Source organism: Ornithinibacillus liuyingii (assembly GCF_055550225.1).
In genome coordinates this window covers 249,206-264,429 of record NZ_JBPWOS010000004.1, presented here as the reverse complement: position 1 = coordinate 264,429, position 15,224 = coordinate 249,206, and the positions used below count along the sequence as shown (strand labels likewise).

The window sequence follows — 15,224 nt, the reverse complement described above, 5'->3', positions numbered from 1 at the left end:
TTCCAGTCTATATTTGCTATTCCTTTTCCTTGCCCGCCTCTATTTAGTTGGAAATATTCATTTAATGAGGAAGCCGTATGCTTATAGAAGGTGCCCTCCTTGAAGTAATAGCGGTACAGTTCTTTATTTTCAGCATCGACTAATTTTGGCATGATAAATAATATACATGTCAGGACGAGTAACCCTATATGTACTGTTTTCCCTTTCATATTAGCTCCCCTTTTCATTATCATTTCCCGTTTCGACACGTTCTGAGTTTATTATCTCACATCCTGTCGTTCTTGAAATTTCCAGTTTTATTACATTCGACAAAAAATGTAAAGGAAATGAAACTTGTATTTACTCCTATTTTGTCTTATTTTTATATAGTGGCACTAATATATTGTGGTAATGGATATCGAACCAATTATTCCTGATAATGTAAGAGAGTTTGCAAATACTAAAAATATGTCTATTAACACCCATAATTTATTTGTCGAAGTAGAAGATTATATTATATAGTAAGACTAATCGTCATCAATGGAGGAACTAATTATGTTTTCTAATGCAGAAATCGGAATTGATTTAGGTACTGCTAATATACTTATCTATGCTAAAAATAAAGGCATTATCTTAAACGAGCCATCAGTTGTGGCAATTGATATAAATACAAAGCAAGTCGTAGCTGTTGGTACGGAAGCAAAAGAAATGATCGGTAAAACACCAAGAAATATCGTACCTATTCGCCCACTAAAAGACGGCGTTATTGCTGACTACGATATTACGGCTCAAATGTTAAAGGCTTTCTTAAAGAAAGTAAGCAAAAAATTAGGCATGTCTATGCGAAAACCAAACGTGGTGGTATGTACACCTTCTGGTAGTACAACTGTGGAAAGAAGAGCTATTCATAATGCGGTAACTAGCTATGGTGCGAAGCAAGTTCATTTAATTGAAGAGCCTGTAGCTGCTGCTATTGGATCAGACTTACCAGTTGATGAACCAATTGCAAACGTAATCGTAGATATCGGTGGTGGTACTGCTGAAATCGGAATCATCTCCCTTGGTGGAGTTGTATCCTCTAGCTCTGTTCGTGTTGGTGGAGATAAAATGGATGAAGAGATTATCCAATACATCCGCAAGAAATACAATATTCTAATCGGTGAACGTACCGCTGAAAATGTGAAAATGGAAATCGGTTACGCTCACGAAAATCATAAAGAAGAACTTATAGATGTTCGTGGTCGTGATATGGTAACCGGGCTACCAAAAACAATTTCTATTTCATCTAAAGAAGTTTATGAAGCAATTAGCGAATCTCTAGAGCAAATTTTACAAGCTATCAGGGTAACTTTAGAAAACTGTCCGCCAGAATTAAGTGGTGACATCGTAGATCACGGAATTGTCATTACTGGTGGAGGATCGTTGCTAAAAGGCATGCAAGAATGGCTAGCACATGAGTTATCTGTACCTGTTCATCTTGCACCAAACCCACTAGAATCCGTAGCTATCGGTACCGGAAAAGCAATCAAAATGATTTCTAAGCTTGAAAAAGCTACGAAGTAATAAAGCGGGGGCACATGCTCCCGTGTTTTATTTTGGAGTTTGGTAGTGTGTGCTGATGCGTTTGGGCGTAGCTTTTGAGTGGATGGGATTAGCTTGGCTTGGGATGGGCGCATCTTCCAGTTGAATGGGACTAACTTGACTTAGTTTGGGCGCATCTTCCGGTTGGATGGGGCTATCTTAACTTGGGTCGGGCGCATCTTCCAGTTGAATGGGTCTATCTTGGCTTGGGTTGGGCGCATCTCCCTGTGGAATGGGTCTATCTTGGCTTGGTTTGGACGCATCTCCCTGTGTGGAATGGGTCTATCTTGACTTGGATTGGGCGCATCTCCTCGTTGATTGGGACCATCTTAACTTAAATTGGGCGCATCTCCTTATTATTAGATCTGCTGCCCTATCATTCCTCCTCCCCCTAAAATCTACAGCCCTCAAATTAACAAACAAAAAATTAACGATTACCTGTTTACAAATATATTAGAATAAATTAAACTAAAGAAAAGAGTCATGTTAAAGCGCTTACACCGTTAACCCGCATGACCTTTTTTAACAGATTAATACACTTTACCATACTGCCTAGCTTGTTCACAGTTCGCGACCTGATCTGTTCCAACAGGCGATAAGCCAGTTCAACTTGAGTTACAGCACCAGCTGTGTTCATTTTGAATTGGCTTTTTTTATTATATTTTTCGCAAGTTAATCTCACCTATAGAAAAACAAAATGAGTATGAAGAAAGGAGTGTAGCCGTGTCAGGAGCTTTAGAGCATATACGAGTTCTTGATTTAACACGAGTTCTTGCTGGGCCATATTGTACGATGATACTAGGTGATTTAGGTGCTGAGGTTCTTAAAGTGGAGGCACCTGGTGGAAGTGATGAAACACGGAAATGGGGTCCTCCTTTTCAAAATGATGTGAGTGCCTATTACCTTTGTGCCAATCGGAACAAGAAAAGCATCACGGTAAACCTCAAAACTGATGAAGGCATTCAAACTATTAAAGAGTTAGTTAAAGAGTCTGATGTTGTAATTCATAATTTCAAGACCGGTACGATGGAGCGATTCGGGATTGATTATGATAACCTAGCCAATATTAATCCAAGGTTAATCTACTGTTCTATTACTGGATTCGGTGAAACTGGTCCCTATAAAGACTTACCAGGCTATGACTTTATCATTCAGGGCATGAGTGGATTGATGAGTATAACAGGTGATGAAGCATCTGGTCCACAAAAGGTGGGAGTGGCCATAGCCGATATTTTAACAGGCTTGTACGCAGCGATTGGGATCCAGGCAGCGATTATCGAACGAAATCAATCTGGAAAAGGTCAAAAGCTAGATCTCTCTCTTTATGATTCGGCAGTAAGTGCCTTAATTAATATCGGCAGTAACTACTTAATGTCTGGAAAAATTCCTTCTAGACTCGGTAATCATCATGCTAACATCGTCCCTTACCAAACCTTCAATACAATGGATGGTGAAATGGTCATAGCGATTGGAAATGACAATCAGTTTAAAACATTTTGTACTATTTTAGGAAAAAAACAATATAGTGAAGATGACCGCTTTCGTACCAATCCTGCACGGGTTGCAAATCGAGACATATTAATCCCATTAATCCAGGAAATTCTAGTTACAAAACCGACTAGCTATTGGTTGGATCTGTGTCATGAAAACAATGTTCCGTGTGGACCTATCCAAAACTTGCAAGAAGTTGCCGAAGATCCACAGCTATCTGCCCGCGATATGTTCTTAGAAACCGAGCATCCAACTGCTGGCATCATTAAAATGATTGGCAGTCCATTAAAGCTCTCTCGGACACCCGTTACATTAAGATATCATCCTCCAAATGCTGGTGAGCATAACGAGGAAATTTTACAATCTATCAAAACTAATCTGAATCAGGAGTGATCAAGGATGAATTTTAATTTTACTGAAGAGCAAAATATGTTGCGTGAAACGGTTAGAAGTTTCGTAGACAAGGAGATTATGCCCTATATTGCGGATTGGGATCGCGAAGGACAGTTTGATCAAAATATATATAATCGTTTAGCTGAACTTGGTCTAATGGGGGTTTGTATACCGGAAGAATATGGTGGAAGTGGAATGGATTATAATGCCCTTGCTATTGTATGTGAGGAATTAGAACGCGGAGACACTGCATTCCGTACGGCAGTATCTGTTCATACCGGATTAAACTCTATGACGTTATTACAATGGGGTACAGAAGAACAAAAGCAAAAGTATCTTACACCGCAGGCTAAGGGGGGAAAAATCGGCGCTTTCGGTTTAACTGAGCCAGGTGCAGGCTCTGACGTTGCTTCCCTGCAGTCTACTGCTGTTAAGGAGGGCGATTACTATATTTTAAATGGACAAAAAACTTGGATTTCCTTATGTGATGTTGCTGACCATTTCCTAGTATTTGCCTATACCGATAAATCGAAGAAACACCACGGAATTTCTGCCTTTATCGTGGAAAGAACATGGGATGGCTTTTCTTCAAAAGCAATCAAAGGAAAACATGGTATCCGCTCTGGTAATACGGGAGAACTTTTCTTCGATAATGTAAAGGTTCCTGCTGAGAATTTACTTGGTGAAGAAGGTGAAGGATTCAAAATTGCCATGTCTGCATTAGATAATGGGCGCTTCACGGTTGCCGCTGGTGCTGTTGGACAAATAATGGCGTGTCTTGAAGCAAGTGTGAAATATTGCCATGATCGGGAAACATTTGGCAAGCCGATTGGCCGTCATCAATTAGTACAACAAATGATTGCCAAAATGGAAGCAGGACTTCAAATGAGCCGATTACTAGTATATCGTGCTGGAGAGCTTAAAAATGAAGGGAAACGTAATACAAGAGAAACATCTCTGGCAAAATGGCAAGCTTGTGATTTTGCAAACCGTGCCGCCGATGATGCCATGCAGATTCACGGTGCATATGGATATTCTGATGAATATCCAGTTGAACGCTACCTACGAAACTCTAAAGCTCCAGTTATATATGAAGGAACTCGTGAAATTCATACCGTTATGCAAGCTGAGTATGTGCTTGGATATCGTAAAGATAAACCATTAAATAAAATGCTCCCTGCCTGGAACCCAGATAAAGAACTAGTGTAAAGCGTACAAGTGCGCACCTACTAATTACTGCATAATTGTAGGTGCGCTGTGCTTATTGTTAGTTAAATGCTTCTTAAAGCAAAGCAATGAGCTTTTAAGCCCTTGTTGGTGGGAGATGCGCCTTATTTTGCGGTTTATGTGACCTTGTGGGGGCGTGCTTGCGACCATTTCCTGTTCACTTGCGACCTTGAGAAACTTACATCTGACCATTACCAGTATACTTATGACATTGATCAACCTACAGGTACCCCGAACTGGGTGTTCTCACACCCTGCCATGTTATAATAGATTTGAACTGGGCTACATTTGCCTATTGGTGTCGCGAATTAAAAAAATTTAAAATGGGGAGGAAAAACATGATTTCAACATTAACCAAAAGTATTTACATTAATGGTGAGTGGCGTGAAATTGATTCATCCAAGACACATACCGTTTACAACCCAGCAACATTAGAACCAATTACAGAGGTAGCTTATGGCGGTATGGAAGAAACAAAGGAAGCAATTGAGGCTGCTGCTAATGCATTTCCAGTTTGGAGTGAAATGACGGGTAGACAGCGCTCTCGTGTTTTGTACAAAGCTGCTGAACTGATGCGAAAAGAGGCTAAGCGACTTGGTGAAATTTTAACGAAAGAGCAAGGTAAACCATTGGCTGAAGCAATTGGAGAAGTAAAAGGTGCTGCAGGATTTTTACTTTGGTATGCTGAAGAGGCGTCTCGTGGTTACGGGGAATGGATTCCTTCATCGGTTAAAACGAAGCGTATGCTAGTAGTACCTAAGCCAATTGGTGTTGTTGGAGCGATTACACCTTGGAACTTCCCATCTTCCATGATTACTCGGAAATTAGGTCCAGCACTAGCTGCAGGATGTACAGTTGTGTTAAAGCCCTCACCTGAAACACCACTGTCTGCTATTGAAATTGTAAAGATTTTTGAAGAAGCAGGAATGCCAGCTGGGGTCGTCAATCTAGTTACTGGTGATGCTCAAGCAATTGGAAAAGAAATGCTTACTAATAAAGAGGTTAAACTCATAACGTTTACTGGTTCTACTGCGGTCGGAAAATACTTAATGCGTGAAGCTGCAGATCAAGTGAAAAAAGTGTCGCTAGAGCTTGGGGGACACGCACCAATTATTGCGTTTGAGGATGCGGATTTGGATAAAGCTACTACACTATCATTAGCAAGTAAATTCCGTAATAATGGGCAAACTTGTATTTGTGCGAATCGTTTATATGTTCACGAGTCCATTGCTGACGAATTTACTGCTTTATTAAAAGAAAAGCTTGAAAAAATGAAGGTTGGAAATGGTTTGGATGAGGGGGTGGACCTAGGTCCATTAATTAGCGAACAAGCACGAGAAAAGGTCGAAAGTCATCTACATGATGCGCTAGAGAAAGGTGCTGAAATTGTTGCAGGAGGCAATAAATGGGATGGACAGCTAAAAGGTTATTTCTGCCCACCAACCATTGTTAAAAACGCAACCGACGACATGAAGGTCATGCGTGAAGAAACTTTTGGTCCTCTCTTCCCTATTCAAACCTTTACGGATGAAGCAGAGGTTATCCAAAAGGCAAATAATACAGACTATGGTTTAGCTGCTTATATTTTCACCGAGAATACTAGTCGAACATTGCGCGTTGCTGAAAAACTTGAATATGGCATGATCGGTGTGAACGATGTCTTCCCTTCTGTTCCTGAAGCACCATTTGGTGGAATCAAGCAATCTGGTAACGGTAAAGAAGGCGGCCATCATGGTATGAGTGAATTTTTAGAAGAAAAATTAATCTCGATTGCGATTGATTAACTTAAAAAATCGGCTATAGTCAACTACTGTAGCCGATTTTTGTTGTCTACCAACTTATCTTCGCTTTCCCGATATGCTGATCCTCTTAAACTATGATTTCCTCTTCACTCTATTAACGGATGAAAATTACAAAACCCTCTGTTACGAGCTCTGTATTAATCATTACTCTCTTCTTCAGTAAATGGATTAACATATTGATCTAAATCCATTCCTACTCCAATGTCAACCATAAATTGCATTTGCTCAACAGTAAGTGAATACCCTGGAGACATTCCATCATAGATATAGGGAACCATGCCAATATATGGTTCAACACCTAATTCTTCTTTAAGTTCATTGATGATAGTAACTTTATCCTGAAATGTGTGAACTATTTCATTTACTAGCCCCTCAAAGTCTAGGGTTTCAATTCGTCCTGTACTATATTTCCATTTGGTAAACCGATATTGCCTTATTCTATTTGGTGGATGAAATTCTCCCCTTTTCTCTGTTTCAGTTGGAATGATTCCAAGTCTTTCTGTTATATATGCTAAGGAGAAATCATTATCTAATCCCCCATTAAGTGATAAGTATACTTCAATCGAAGTTCTTTCTTTTTCCAATAGTTCTCCTCCAAATTGCGCTATTGTCATCCTTACAAACTCCGCGAATTTCTCCTCTTCCTCAGAGAAAGGATTATGATTACTTTCCTCAAAAATGGTAAGAGAAGCATTCGGAATAAGCTCTGCAATTTCCACGCCAAATCTTAAAGGGCACTGGGCATCATATCTTCCTGCATAAATGTAACTTGGAATTGTGATGCTTTTTAATTCTTCCCTAATATCATAGGTGGGATATTCTACTTTTCTAAAATAATCTAGCCTCGGTCCCACAGTTTTTCCACTGTTCGGCTTTTTCATTGATTCTTGAAGCTTTGCTTCGGAATGATAAGACATTAACGCCCATTCATAGCCCAATTTTCTTCTCATTTCAATAGGAGTATTTGGATTTTCCAACAAGTTCATTATTTCTACTATTCTATTGAAATAAGGATTTTTACTACAATAAATTGAATCTGGATCCTCGCCATATTCCTTACTTGCGGCTGCACCACCTGCAATTATCTTTGTTAATGAGTGAGGGCTAATAATGGCATATTTTAATGCAAGCATGCCACCAGCAGAATGACCAGCAAATCCCCATTGCTTAATGCCTAAAGCTTCTCTAATAGCCTCTAAATCAAGAACAGCTGCATCCATACTATACTCACTGACATCTTTAGCCGGAGCTGAGTTTCCCGCTCCTTTTAAGTTAATCAGGTACACATGATGATGCTCGGTAAAGAAATTAGCAAATCTATTACCTTTTTCATTATAAGCACTATAGTGATGTGTTACTGCTAAAGGCTCCCCTACCCCCTTCTCAAACACCTCAAATACTCCTCTTTCTGTTTCTATTAAGCTTTTGATCCACATACAAATTCCCCCTTTTGTTTATAACGTCTCTTATTACTGGTAATTAGCTGGACATACTTTTCAGAAGTTCTTCAAAGCTCAAACACTTTAACACTTCACTCACGCCCCTCTTTCGTTCACCTTGATATTCATACATATATAAGAGAGACTACAACATTATAGATCTTGTCACTCTGCGAATATTTAAAGTAAATTTCCTTCCTAAAATATACCTTGAAGATGTCCAGTTCTGTTGCAAGTAATCCTGTCTCTTCATACAACTCTCTTTTTTCTGCAACCACTAAAGCTCACAAAAGCTCTAACCACAATCAATGGTGATTCTTATACATCCCATTGTTGACACCACTATAATTCCGCTATTATTCTATCCGCTTCTTCCGCTAATCTCATCTGTACTTCTACTATCGTCATATATTTTTCTATCACCTTATCCAATTCATTTATAGTGCTATTCGCAAGAAGTTTCATTAATTTAGGCATTTCCCAAGCACTGCGGAAGGCGACAGAGAGATAGAATCCAAGTTTCGGTAATAAAGGATTCCCCTTCCACCCCATCAGCCTTAGCCCTTCTAAATATTCATCAAATAACCGCTCTTGATAATACCAAGCCTCATGGATTGATATATCATCATTGCTTATAGCAACTCCAAACATTTTCCCTAGATCCTCACCTAGCCCAGAAACACTAAAATACTGCCAATCAATTACGGTTAATTCTCTATTCATATACATATTTTGCTTACTTAAATCATGATGAGAAACTACTCTTGGAAGAGTCTTTAATATGTGAAAATAATGATTCTGGTGTTGTCTAAACGATAGGTAAGAATTCCAATTTTTATCAATTGATTCATAACGTCCTTTTACTATTGGATAATAACTACTTGCGTCTGGTGCATATTGATCACAGCCAGCTACCCATGACGCTAACCATTCTTGGCAGACCCATTCTTCTTTTGGTAAGGGAATTTCCCCAGTGGCGTACCCCCCATGGAATAATCCAATTTTATGGGCAATAAGGGAAAGTTTCTCCAAAGACCAGGAAGCAAGATTACTCTCTTTCACTTCTTCCATCCAAAGCCAAATCTCTGAATCTGATTTTTCTTCTACTACATAACATTTGGGTGTTTGGATAAGAGGTGGAAGATGGTTTAAGACTCCTGATTGATATACCAATGCTTCTCTCTTCCAATAATTAAAGTGCGCTTGATCATTCTTTTCCTCTGATTCTGGCTGAATGATTTTTAAAAACAGTGACCAAGGATAATCAATTTCTCCACTTTTAGCATTTCCCCGAACTTGATATAGTCCAGCCGTCGTAAAGTTTTTCTTTTCAATAGAAAATGGACTAATTCTCCAATTTGAAATAATTAAATCCGCTTTACTTAATTCCTTTTCAACACATTGATGTAGTACCCCTATGTCGACCTGCAACCTCATAGTTTGTGTGGAGTTCATATTTTTTACCCCTTACCTTCTCTCATATTTTCTACTTCAACTTTTATAAAATCGCATAGAAGGAAAAGTTCTTCATTAGTGAGCCTATCTAACTTCTTTTCACCCGTATAACACGCTACTACTTTATGTATGGTATCCTGTAATTTCCTTGGCAAATGGGATATGGCCCATTGACCTGCTTCTAGCTTTGACGAGATGATTCCATCTTTCCAATACCAGTACACTCTTAGCAAGTTCAAAGTACAATATATTGGATTGTCTTCTATATTCGTTAAACAATCTTCAAAATCTCCCATGATCGAGGCAATATAGTCAGACTTTGGTACAGGTGGGAATACATTATCAATTGGCCACCCTCTTAAACAAATTCCACGATGATGGAGTATGGTAATATGTGCAGCCAAGTCTGGATCTACTTTCATCTCTTCATTCAAATAATGAAACGTATGCTTATGCAAATCCTCTTGATAACGCCCTCGCCAGAACTCACTATAGTGAAATTCAAATGGACAAGGATGTTTCCAGCTTCTTAATGACTCGGCATGTAGAATACTTAGTTCCACTGGATAAGGAGAATTAGATAAATCTAATAATATTCGTGCTAAATCTCGCTTTTCTTCTATAGCTAGAGAGTCCTTCGTAACAAAAAGTAGATCAATATCACTCTGACTCGGATTAAACCCACCCATTGCTAGAGACCCATGAAGATAGCTACCTACAACATTCTCTCCAATCCGTTCATTGATTCTTAATTGCAACTTATCGACAAAGTCCTTGACCTTAGCCGGACATGTTTTCCATGAATAAGACATAACCGCTTCCCCGATCTTTATTTGTAATTAGACAACCAGGCCTCCACTATCTCAATAAAAAATTCCTTTTTCCAAAGTAACAATGTAAGTAATTCACCTTTTTCCAGAATATAGTCTTGAAACATACAATCTGCGATATAATAACCGAGTCGATTGAAACCAAAATGATTACCACCATTAATGGAAAACCATTCCTTAAAAATCTCATTACTAGCTGTTCCACTATGCATGTCTCTTATAAAGGTTTGAATTATCTCTTGTTTATTCTCTTTAGCAAATTCAAGCCAATCATCTTCACCATTTTTATAGGAAAAATATATTGACTCATCGAGGCCCGGAACAATCTGCTTAGAAAAATGTGTTGCTGCTCCTTCTTGTAATAACCAAGTATACGGATGATTCCAATTGACAAATTTCCAATCTATTTCTTGGTTATTCGAGAAAATATTATGAGCAGCATGTCCAAACTCGTGTGCAATAATGACTTGAAGAGGCTCTTCTTCATATGTGAGTCTCTCCATAGCAAACGTTATATCAGGTATAATCTGTCGATGGGTGTATGCATTAGAACCATATGCACCAATGATAAGATTTACACTAATTGGAAATTGGAGCTGATATACTTTCTTATATTTTTCTACCGTAGTTTCAATAAGACTAGCAATACGTTCGTGGACTAAAGTAATAGAATCCCAGTCCGTGCGATACTTCACTATAGCTTGATGTAATCGCTCATCCTTGTTTTTGCAATGAATTGGAAAGTATGCGTTAAAAATTTCATGATACGTATCGTAGTATGCTCGTAGATTCTCTATTGAAGGATTAGAAGGAAATGTGTCAAACGTATCCACGATTCTCATTGTTAACTCCCCCCTCCCATTGTTTTCAACATTTTTATATTAGGATTACTTCAATTCTATCAAACGCCCTACACATTTAATAGATTAATAGAAATTTTTAAATAAAGAAAAAAACGCATAGATACAAATATGCGTTCAATTGAATAACAGCTTATAATGAAGCACTTTTTCGCTTTTCTAGATACAACTCATACTGCTTATGCAAATCTTTCAAAGCCGAAACAATAGCATTTCCCGCTTTCCCCATATAATGTCGTTTTACTGTCTGAATTGGTTCATCGATACCATCATGCAGACTGTATCCCCGTAATAAATATTGGACAAAGTCACGACCATGCTCAGTTGCCAGGGTACAACTTGCTGCAACAATAACACCATATTTCCGGTCAATTTCCGCGGTGATGGTTAAAGTTTCAAACATATTTTGTGCAGCCATACCGGATGGTAATCTAGCATGCCCTGCGATAAAAACGGTGTTCATGATGAATCAACAACTCCTTGGACAAAGCCTCGAAATCCTAGCTTTCTAGATATTCGTGCGGCCGTATCTTCTGTTTTGGCTTTTATTTGTTGTAAACTATCTCCTTCAAAATAAGTGGAAAGACCACTCACTGTAAGCGCAGCAATTACATTATTTCGATAGTCATAAATCGGATATGATATTCCAGTTGTATTCTCATCCTGCTCTCCTATACTATAGGAGTATCCTTCCGTTCGAATACGCCTTAGTTCTTTTTCCATTTTTTCTCGATTAATGGTATTACCGGCAAGATTTAAGATTTCTTCTTGCTTCTGTTTTTGGATATGTGCTAACAATAGCTTAGGTCCAGATCCAATATAAAGTGGTGAGCTTTTACCAATCCGTGTATATAGCCGAATCGCTTTATTACTTTCTACCTTTTCTATATACGTCGCCTCTTGATGATTTAGCACGACAAGATGAACTGCCTCTTGAATATCATATGCAAGCTTCTCCATATAAGGATAAGCAATTCTTCTGACCTCCAATTGGTCAGAAACTAATTGTCCGAGCTCTAGCAACTTTAACCCTAATCGATAACGGCTATCGTGTTCATTCTCTTTTATTTTATAAACATAATTCATTGCTTCTAATGCTGACAATAACCGGTAAGCAGTAGGCTTGGGGAGATTGGCTCGGTTAGCAATATCTTTTAAAGACAATTCGTAGTTTTTCTCATCAAATAAATTTAATAGATTTAGTGCTTTTATGACACTTTGATTCATTTCAATTCTCCTTGCAAGCTACAATTAGAAAAATTCCCCTCTGCCTAAACAGAGGGTTAATTCATTAGCTTTTAACTTTGGAGTCTTCTTTTATCACGGTTTCTTTAATATGAACATCACGCTTTGCCATTTCCTTAATATAAATGTCTCCTAGTACACTTCTCTCTGGAGGGTATACGCCTTTTTTGTTGATGGTTCCGTTTCCTATCATTTGCGCGACAACGGAAATCGTATTGGCAGTTGCTCTTGCCATTGCAGTTACGTTATGCTCTCTATCTTTAAATGTTGCCATTTCATATTCGTACGTAGTCTCTTCTCCGTCCTTTATACCAGATACGACAACACGAAGTAATACCGCATCGTCCCTATCCCCAAGTTCTACAATAGGATCTAATACTTTTAGTAATACCTCTCTTGGCTTGACTTTTTGACCATGTAATTCAACCTCATAATCATTTCGAGTAAGGTTTAAATCAACTAGTAATTTAAACTTCTCCGCATGACCTGGATAGCGTATCGTCTTATATTCTAAAGTATCCACATTAGGATAAGAAATTGGTAATGTGGATGTTCCACCAGAAGTATGGAAAGCTTCTAATGGACCAAACTTTTCAAAATGAAGTCGTTCCACTTCAGATAAGGAAGGGATTTCTTGTTTCAAACCGTTGCGTATAATAAGAGATGGGTCGGTATAATGATCCAATAATCCTTCCATGGAAAAGACATGGAAATATTCTAGTGGTGGTTCCGGTTTTACTGGGATTCCACCAACAAATAGTCGAATCGATTTTACTTCATCTAATTTACTTGCACCATATCCGGAAAGGATATTAATCATTCCTGGAGCAACACCTAAATCAGGAATCAGTGTTACACCTGCTACCTCCGCATCTTCATGCATCTCTAACACTTTATCCGTTATGTGTCCAATATGCCCTCCAAGGTCTACAGAGTTCACACCAACTTGGATTGCTGTTCTGGCTACAATCTCGTTAAAGGAATAAAATAAAGCATTGATGATAACGTCGTATTGACGCATAAATTGTGCTAGTTCAGTTTCATTAGATGCGTCTACTTGGAAAGCTGTTAGTTTTGGTGAATTAAGTTGATTTACTACATGTTGTGCGCGTGCTAAGTCAATATCTGCAAGTCCAATTGCTGTGACTTGCTCACTTGCTGCTAGGTCTCGTGCTGCTTCTTTTCCCATTAATCCTGATCCTAATACTCCTACTTTCATGTGATCACTCCTTATGTTCTTTTAAAAGTTGTATTTTATATTATTTCGCGGGTGGCTGGTGAACTCGTATTATCAATCTGTGAGTTCACCAATACTGTTCTTCTGCTAATCCGCTCGATTAGAGAAAACTCTTCGCATCAGTTCCTTAATAAAAAGAGGACCGTTCTCCTAGCTAAACCTATTGGTTACTCCACATCAATTTGTGCCCTTTGTAATTTACCACTATAGTCTACGTATACGGATTTCCACTCTGTAAAGACGTCTAGTGCTTGGACGCCGGAGTCACGGTGGCCGTTGCCTGTTCCCTTCGTTCCTCCAAATGGTAGGTGAATTTCTGCTCCGGTTGTTCCTGCGTTGACATAGACTATGCCGGTGTCTAAATCGCGTTGTGCTTTGAATACGCGGTTTACGTCTCTAGTAAAGATGGAGCTGGACAGACCAAATGTCACACCATTATTCACTTCTATCGCTTCTTCAAAGCTTTTAACCGGAATTAACGAAACGACAGGACCAAAGATTTCTTCTTGTGCAATACGCATGGAAGCAGTCGCATCGGTAAATAAGGTTGGTGCAAAGTAATTACCGGATGCATGATCTCCTTCTGTTAGTTCATAACCACCTGCTAGAAGCTTAGCCCCTTCTTCTTTACCAATCTCGATATACTTCTTAATCTTTTCAATTCCACCCTTATTAATAATTGGACCAACTTTGATGGATTCATCTAATCCATTACCAATCGTTAATGTTTCCATCGCAACTAATAAACGCTCTTCTAAAGCCTCTTTCACATCCTCATGAACAATGACACGGCTACATGCTGTACAACGTTGGCCGCTTGTTCCAAAGGCACTCCACAGAATCCCTTCAACGGCTAAATCAATATCTGCATCATCCATCACGATTACGGCGTTCTTACCACCCATTTCTAAGGAAACCTTTTTCAATTGACGTCCACATTCTGCCGCAATATTCCTTCCCACATCATTAGAGCCTGTAAAGGAAATAACTCGGATATCCTTATGATGAACCATTGCATTTCCAACCTCTGAACCACTTCCGAATACGACATTAATTACACCTTTAGGTAGACCTGCCTCTTCAAAAATCTTCGCTAGTTCATACGCCATGATTGGGGTTTCCGTAGCGGGCTTCCATACAACAGCATTGCCAGCTACAATCGCAGGAAAGGACTTCCATGTCGCTATCGCAATTGGAAAATTCCAAGGGGTAATAATGCCGACTACACCAATTGGAGCGCGCACACTCATAGCAAACTTATCCTTCAGCTCTGCAGGAGTAGTTTGGCCAAATAAACGTCTCCCTTCACCTGCCATATAAAATGCCATATCAATACCTTCCTGTACTTCTCCTCGAGCTTCCTCAATTACCTTTCCATTTTCCATTGTGAGTAGCTGAGAGATTTCTTCTTTTCTTTCTTTTAGAAGATAACCTACTCGATATAATACCTCCGCACGTTGTGGAGCTGGAATCATTGCCCATTCTTTTTGTGCCTTCAAAGCAGCTTGAACGGCAGCATCAACACTCGCTTGATCTGATAATGGCACATCAAGTATTGCTTCCCCTGTTGCCGGGTTAATTACTGGCGTTGTCTTTTCTACCTCAACCCATTCTCCATTTATATAGTTTGCTAGTTTTTTCGTTTTTACTTCTACCATTTTTATAACCTCCTCTAATATTTTCAT

At 38.9% G+C, this 15,224-nt stretch carries 12 protein-coding genes and 1 pseudogene; 4 read left to right on the top strand and 9 right to left on the bottom strand.

Going from position 1 to position 15,224, the window contains the following annotated elements; translation table 11 throughout:
- Window positions 1-534 precede the first annotated feature (534 nt).
- The 4 genes from mreBH to ACSKT4_RS07375 all read left to right on the top strand — a co-directional run bounded on the left by mreBH (window position 535) and on the right by ACSKT4_RS07375 (window position 6,455).
- Window positions 535-1,542, top strand: a complete 1,008-nt coding sequence (gene mreBH / locus ACSKT4_RS07390; RefSeq protein ID WP_186868887.1) for a rod-share determining protein MreBH — start codon at window positions 535-537, stop codon at window positions 1,540-1,542.
- 741 nt (window positions 1,543-2,283) lie between these two features.
- A complete protein-coding gene (locus ACSKT4_RS07385; protein ID WP_186868888.1) occupies window positions 2,284-3,444 on the top strand; it encodes a CaiB/BaiF CoA transferase family protein in 1,161 nt (386 codons plus the stop codon).
- A 6-nt stretch (window positions 3,445-3,450) separates the two neighbouring features.
- The gene (locus tag ACSKT4_RS07380) at window positions 3,451-4,653 is read left to right on the top strand and encodes an acyl-CoA dehydrogenase family protein (RefSeq protein WP_186868889.1); all 1,203 of its coding nucleotides are present in this window, start codon (window positions 3,451-3,453) and stop codon (window positions 4,651-4,653) included.
- Between the two features lie 356 nt (window positions 4,654-5,009).
- Window positions 5,010-6,455, top strand: a complete 1,446-nt coding sequence (locus tag ACSKT4_RS07375; RefSeq protein ID WP_281413786.1) for an NAD-dependent succinate-semialdehyde dehydrogenase — start codon at window positions 5,010-5,012, stop codon at window positions 6,453-6,455.
- Between the two features lie 155 nt (window positions 6,456-6,610).
- Here the strand turns inward: ACSKT4_RS07375 and ACSKT4_RS07370 are convergent, their stop codons facing one another.
- The 9 genes and pseudogenes from ACSKT4_RS07370 to ACSKT4_RS07330 all read right to left on the bottom strand — a co-directional run bounded on the left by ACSKT4_RS07370 (window position 6,611) and on the right by ACSKT4_RS07330 (window position 15,197).
- The gene (locus ACSKT4_RS07370; protein ID WP_255488084.1) at window positions 6,611-7,087 is read right to left on the bottom strand and encodes a DUF4279 domain-containing protein; all 477 of its coding nucleotides are present in this window, start codon (window positions 7,085-7,087) and stop codon (window positions 6,611-6,613) included.
- A pseudogene (locus ACSKT4_RS07365) lies at window positions 7,079-7,909 on the bottom strand (alpha/beta fold hydrolase); the annotation flags it as partial. The pseudogene ACSKT4_RS07365 and the gene ACSKT4_RS07370, both read right to left, overlap by 9 nt.
- A 345-nt stretch (window positions 7,910-8,254) precedes the next feature.
- Complete coding sequence (locus tag ACSKT4_RS07360; protein WP_186868891.1) at window positions 8,255-9,367, bottom strand: protein kinase family protein; 1,113 nt, start codon at window positions 9,365-9,367, stop codon at window positions 8,255-8,257.
- Window positions 9,368-9,372: 5 nt separating this feature from the next.
- Window positions 9,373-10,179, bottom strand: coding sequence for an aminoglycoside adenylyltransferase domain-containing protein (locus ACSKT4_RS07355; RefSeq protein ID WP_186868892.1), 807 nt, complete (start codon window positions 10,177-10,179; stop codon window positions 9,373-9,375).
- A gap of 17 nt (window positions 10,180-10,196) precedes the next feature.
- Window positions 10,197-11,039, bottom strand: a complete 843-nt coding sequence (locus tag ACSKT4_RS07350; RefSeq protein ID WP_465823119.1) for a hypothetical protein — start codon at window positions 11,037-11,039, stop codon at window positions 10,197-10,199.
- Between the two features lie 151 nt (window positions 11,040-11,190).
- Window positions 11,191-11,520, bottom strand: a complete 330-nt coding sequence (locus ACSKT4_RS07345) for a DUF3870 domain-containing protein (RefSeq protein WP_186868894.1) — start codon at window positions 11,518-11,520, stop codon at window positions 11,191-11,193.
- Complete coding sequence (locus ACSKT4_RS07340; protein ID WP_186868895.1) at window positions 11,517-12,284, bottom strand: IclR family transcriptional regulator; 768 nt, start codon at window positions 12,282-12,284, stop codon at window positions 11,517-11,519. The genes ACSKT4_RS07345 and ACSKT4_RS07340 overlap by 4 nt, the downstream gene beginning before the upstream one ends.
- Window positions 12,285-12,348: 64 nt before the next feature.
- Window positions 12,349-13,521 carry a saccharopine dehydrogenase family protein gene (locus tag ACSKT4_RS07335; protein WP_465823118.1) on the bottom strand — a complete coding sequence of 391 codons (1,173 nt, stop codon included), beginning with the start codon at window positions 13,519-13,521 and terminating at the stop codon, window positions 12,349-12,351.
- Between the two features lie 185 nt (window positions 13,522-13,706).
- Window positions 13,707-15,197, bottom strand: a complete 1,491-nt coding sequence (locus ACSKT4_RS07330) for an aldehyde dehydrogenase family protein (protein ID WP_211742077.1) — start codon at window positions 15,195-15,197, stop codon at window positions 13,707-13,709.
- Window positions 15,198-15,224 lie beyond the last annotated feature (27 nt).

Excerpts from the sequence above, each read along its gene's own strand:
- ACSKT4_RS07360 (WP_186868891.1), bottom strand. The coding sequence starts at position 9,367 with ATGAACTCCACACAAACTATGAGGTTGCAGGTCGACATAGGGGTACTA.
- mreBH (WP_186868887.1), top strand. The coding sequence starts at position 535 with ATGTTTTCTAATGCAGAAATCGGAATTGATTTAGGTACTGCTAATATA.
- ACSKT4_RS07355 (WP_186868892.1), bottom strand. The coding sequence starts at position 10,179 with ATGTCTTATTCATGGAAAACATGTCCGGCTAAGGTCAAGGACTTTGTC.
- ACSKT4_RS07335 (WP_465823118.1), bottom strand. The coding sequence starts at position 13,521 with ATGAAAGTAGGAGTATTAGGATCAGGATTAATGGGAAAAGAAGCAGCA.
- ACSKT4_RS07370 (WP_255488084.1), bottom strand. The coding sequence starts at position 7,087 with ATGACAATAGCGCAATTTGGAGGAGAACTATTGGAAAAAGAAAGAACT.
- ACSKT4_RS07330 (WP_211742077.1), bottom strand. The coding sequence starts at position 15,197 with ATGGTAGAAGTAAAAACGAAAAAACTAGCAAACTATATAAATGGAGAA.
- ACSKT4_RS07380 (WP_186868889.1), top strand. The coding sequence starts at position 3,451 with ATGAATTTTAATTTTACTGAAGAGCAAAATATGTTGCGTGAAACGGTT.
- ACSKT4_RS07340 (WP_186868895.1), bottom strand. The coding sequence starts at position 12,284 with ATGAATCAAAGTGTCATAAAAGCACTAAATCTATTAAATTTATTTGAT.
- ACSKT4_RS07375 (WP_281413786.1), top strand. The coding sequence starts at position 5,010 with ATGATTTCAACATTAACCAAAAGTATTTACATTAATGGTGAGTGGCGT.
- ACSKT4_RS07350 (WP_465823119.1), bottom strand. The coding sequence starts at position 11,039 with ATGAGAATCGTGGATACGTTTGACACATTTCCTTCTAATCCTTCAATA.
- ACSKT4_RS07345 (WP_186868894.1), bottom strand. The coding sequence starts at position 11,520 with ATGAACACCGTTTTTATCGCAGGGCATGCTAGATTACCATCCGGTATG.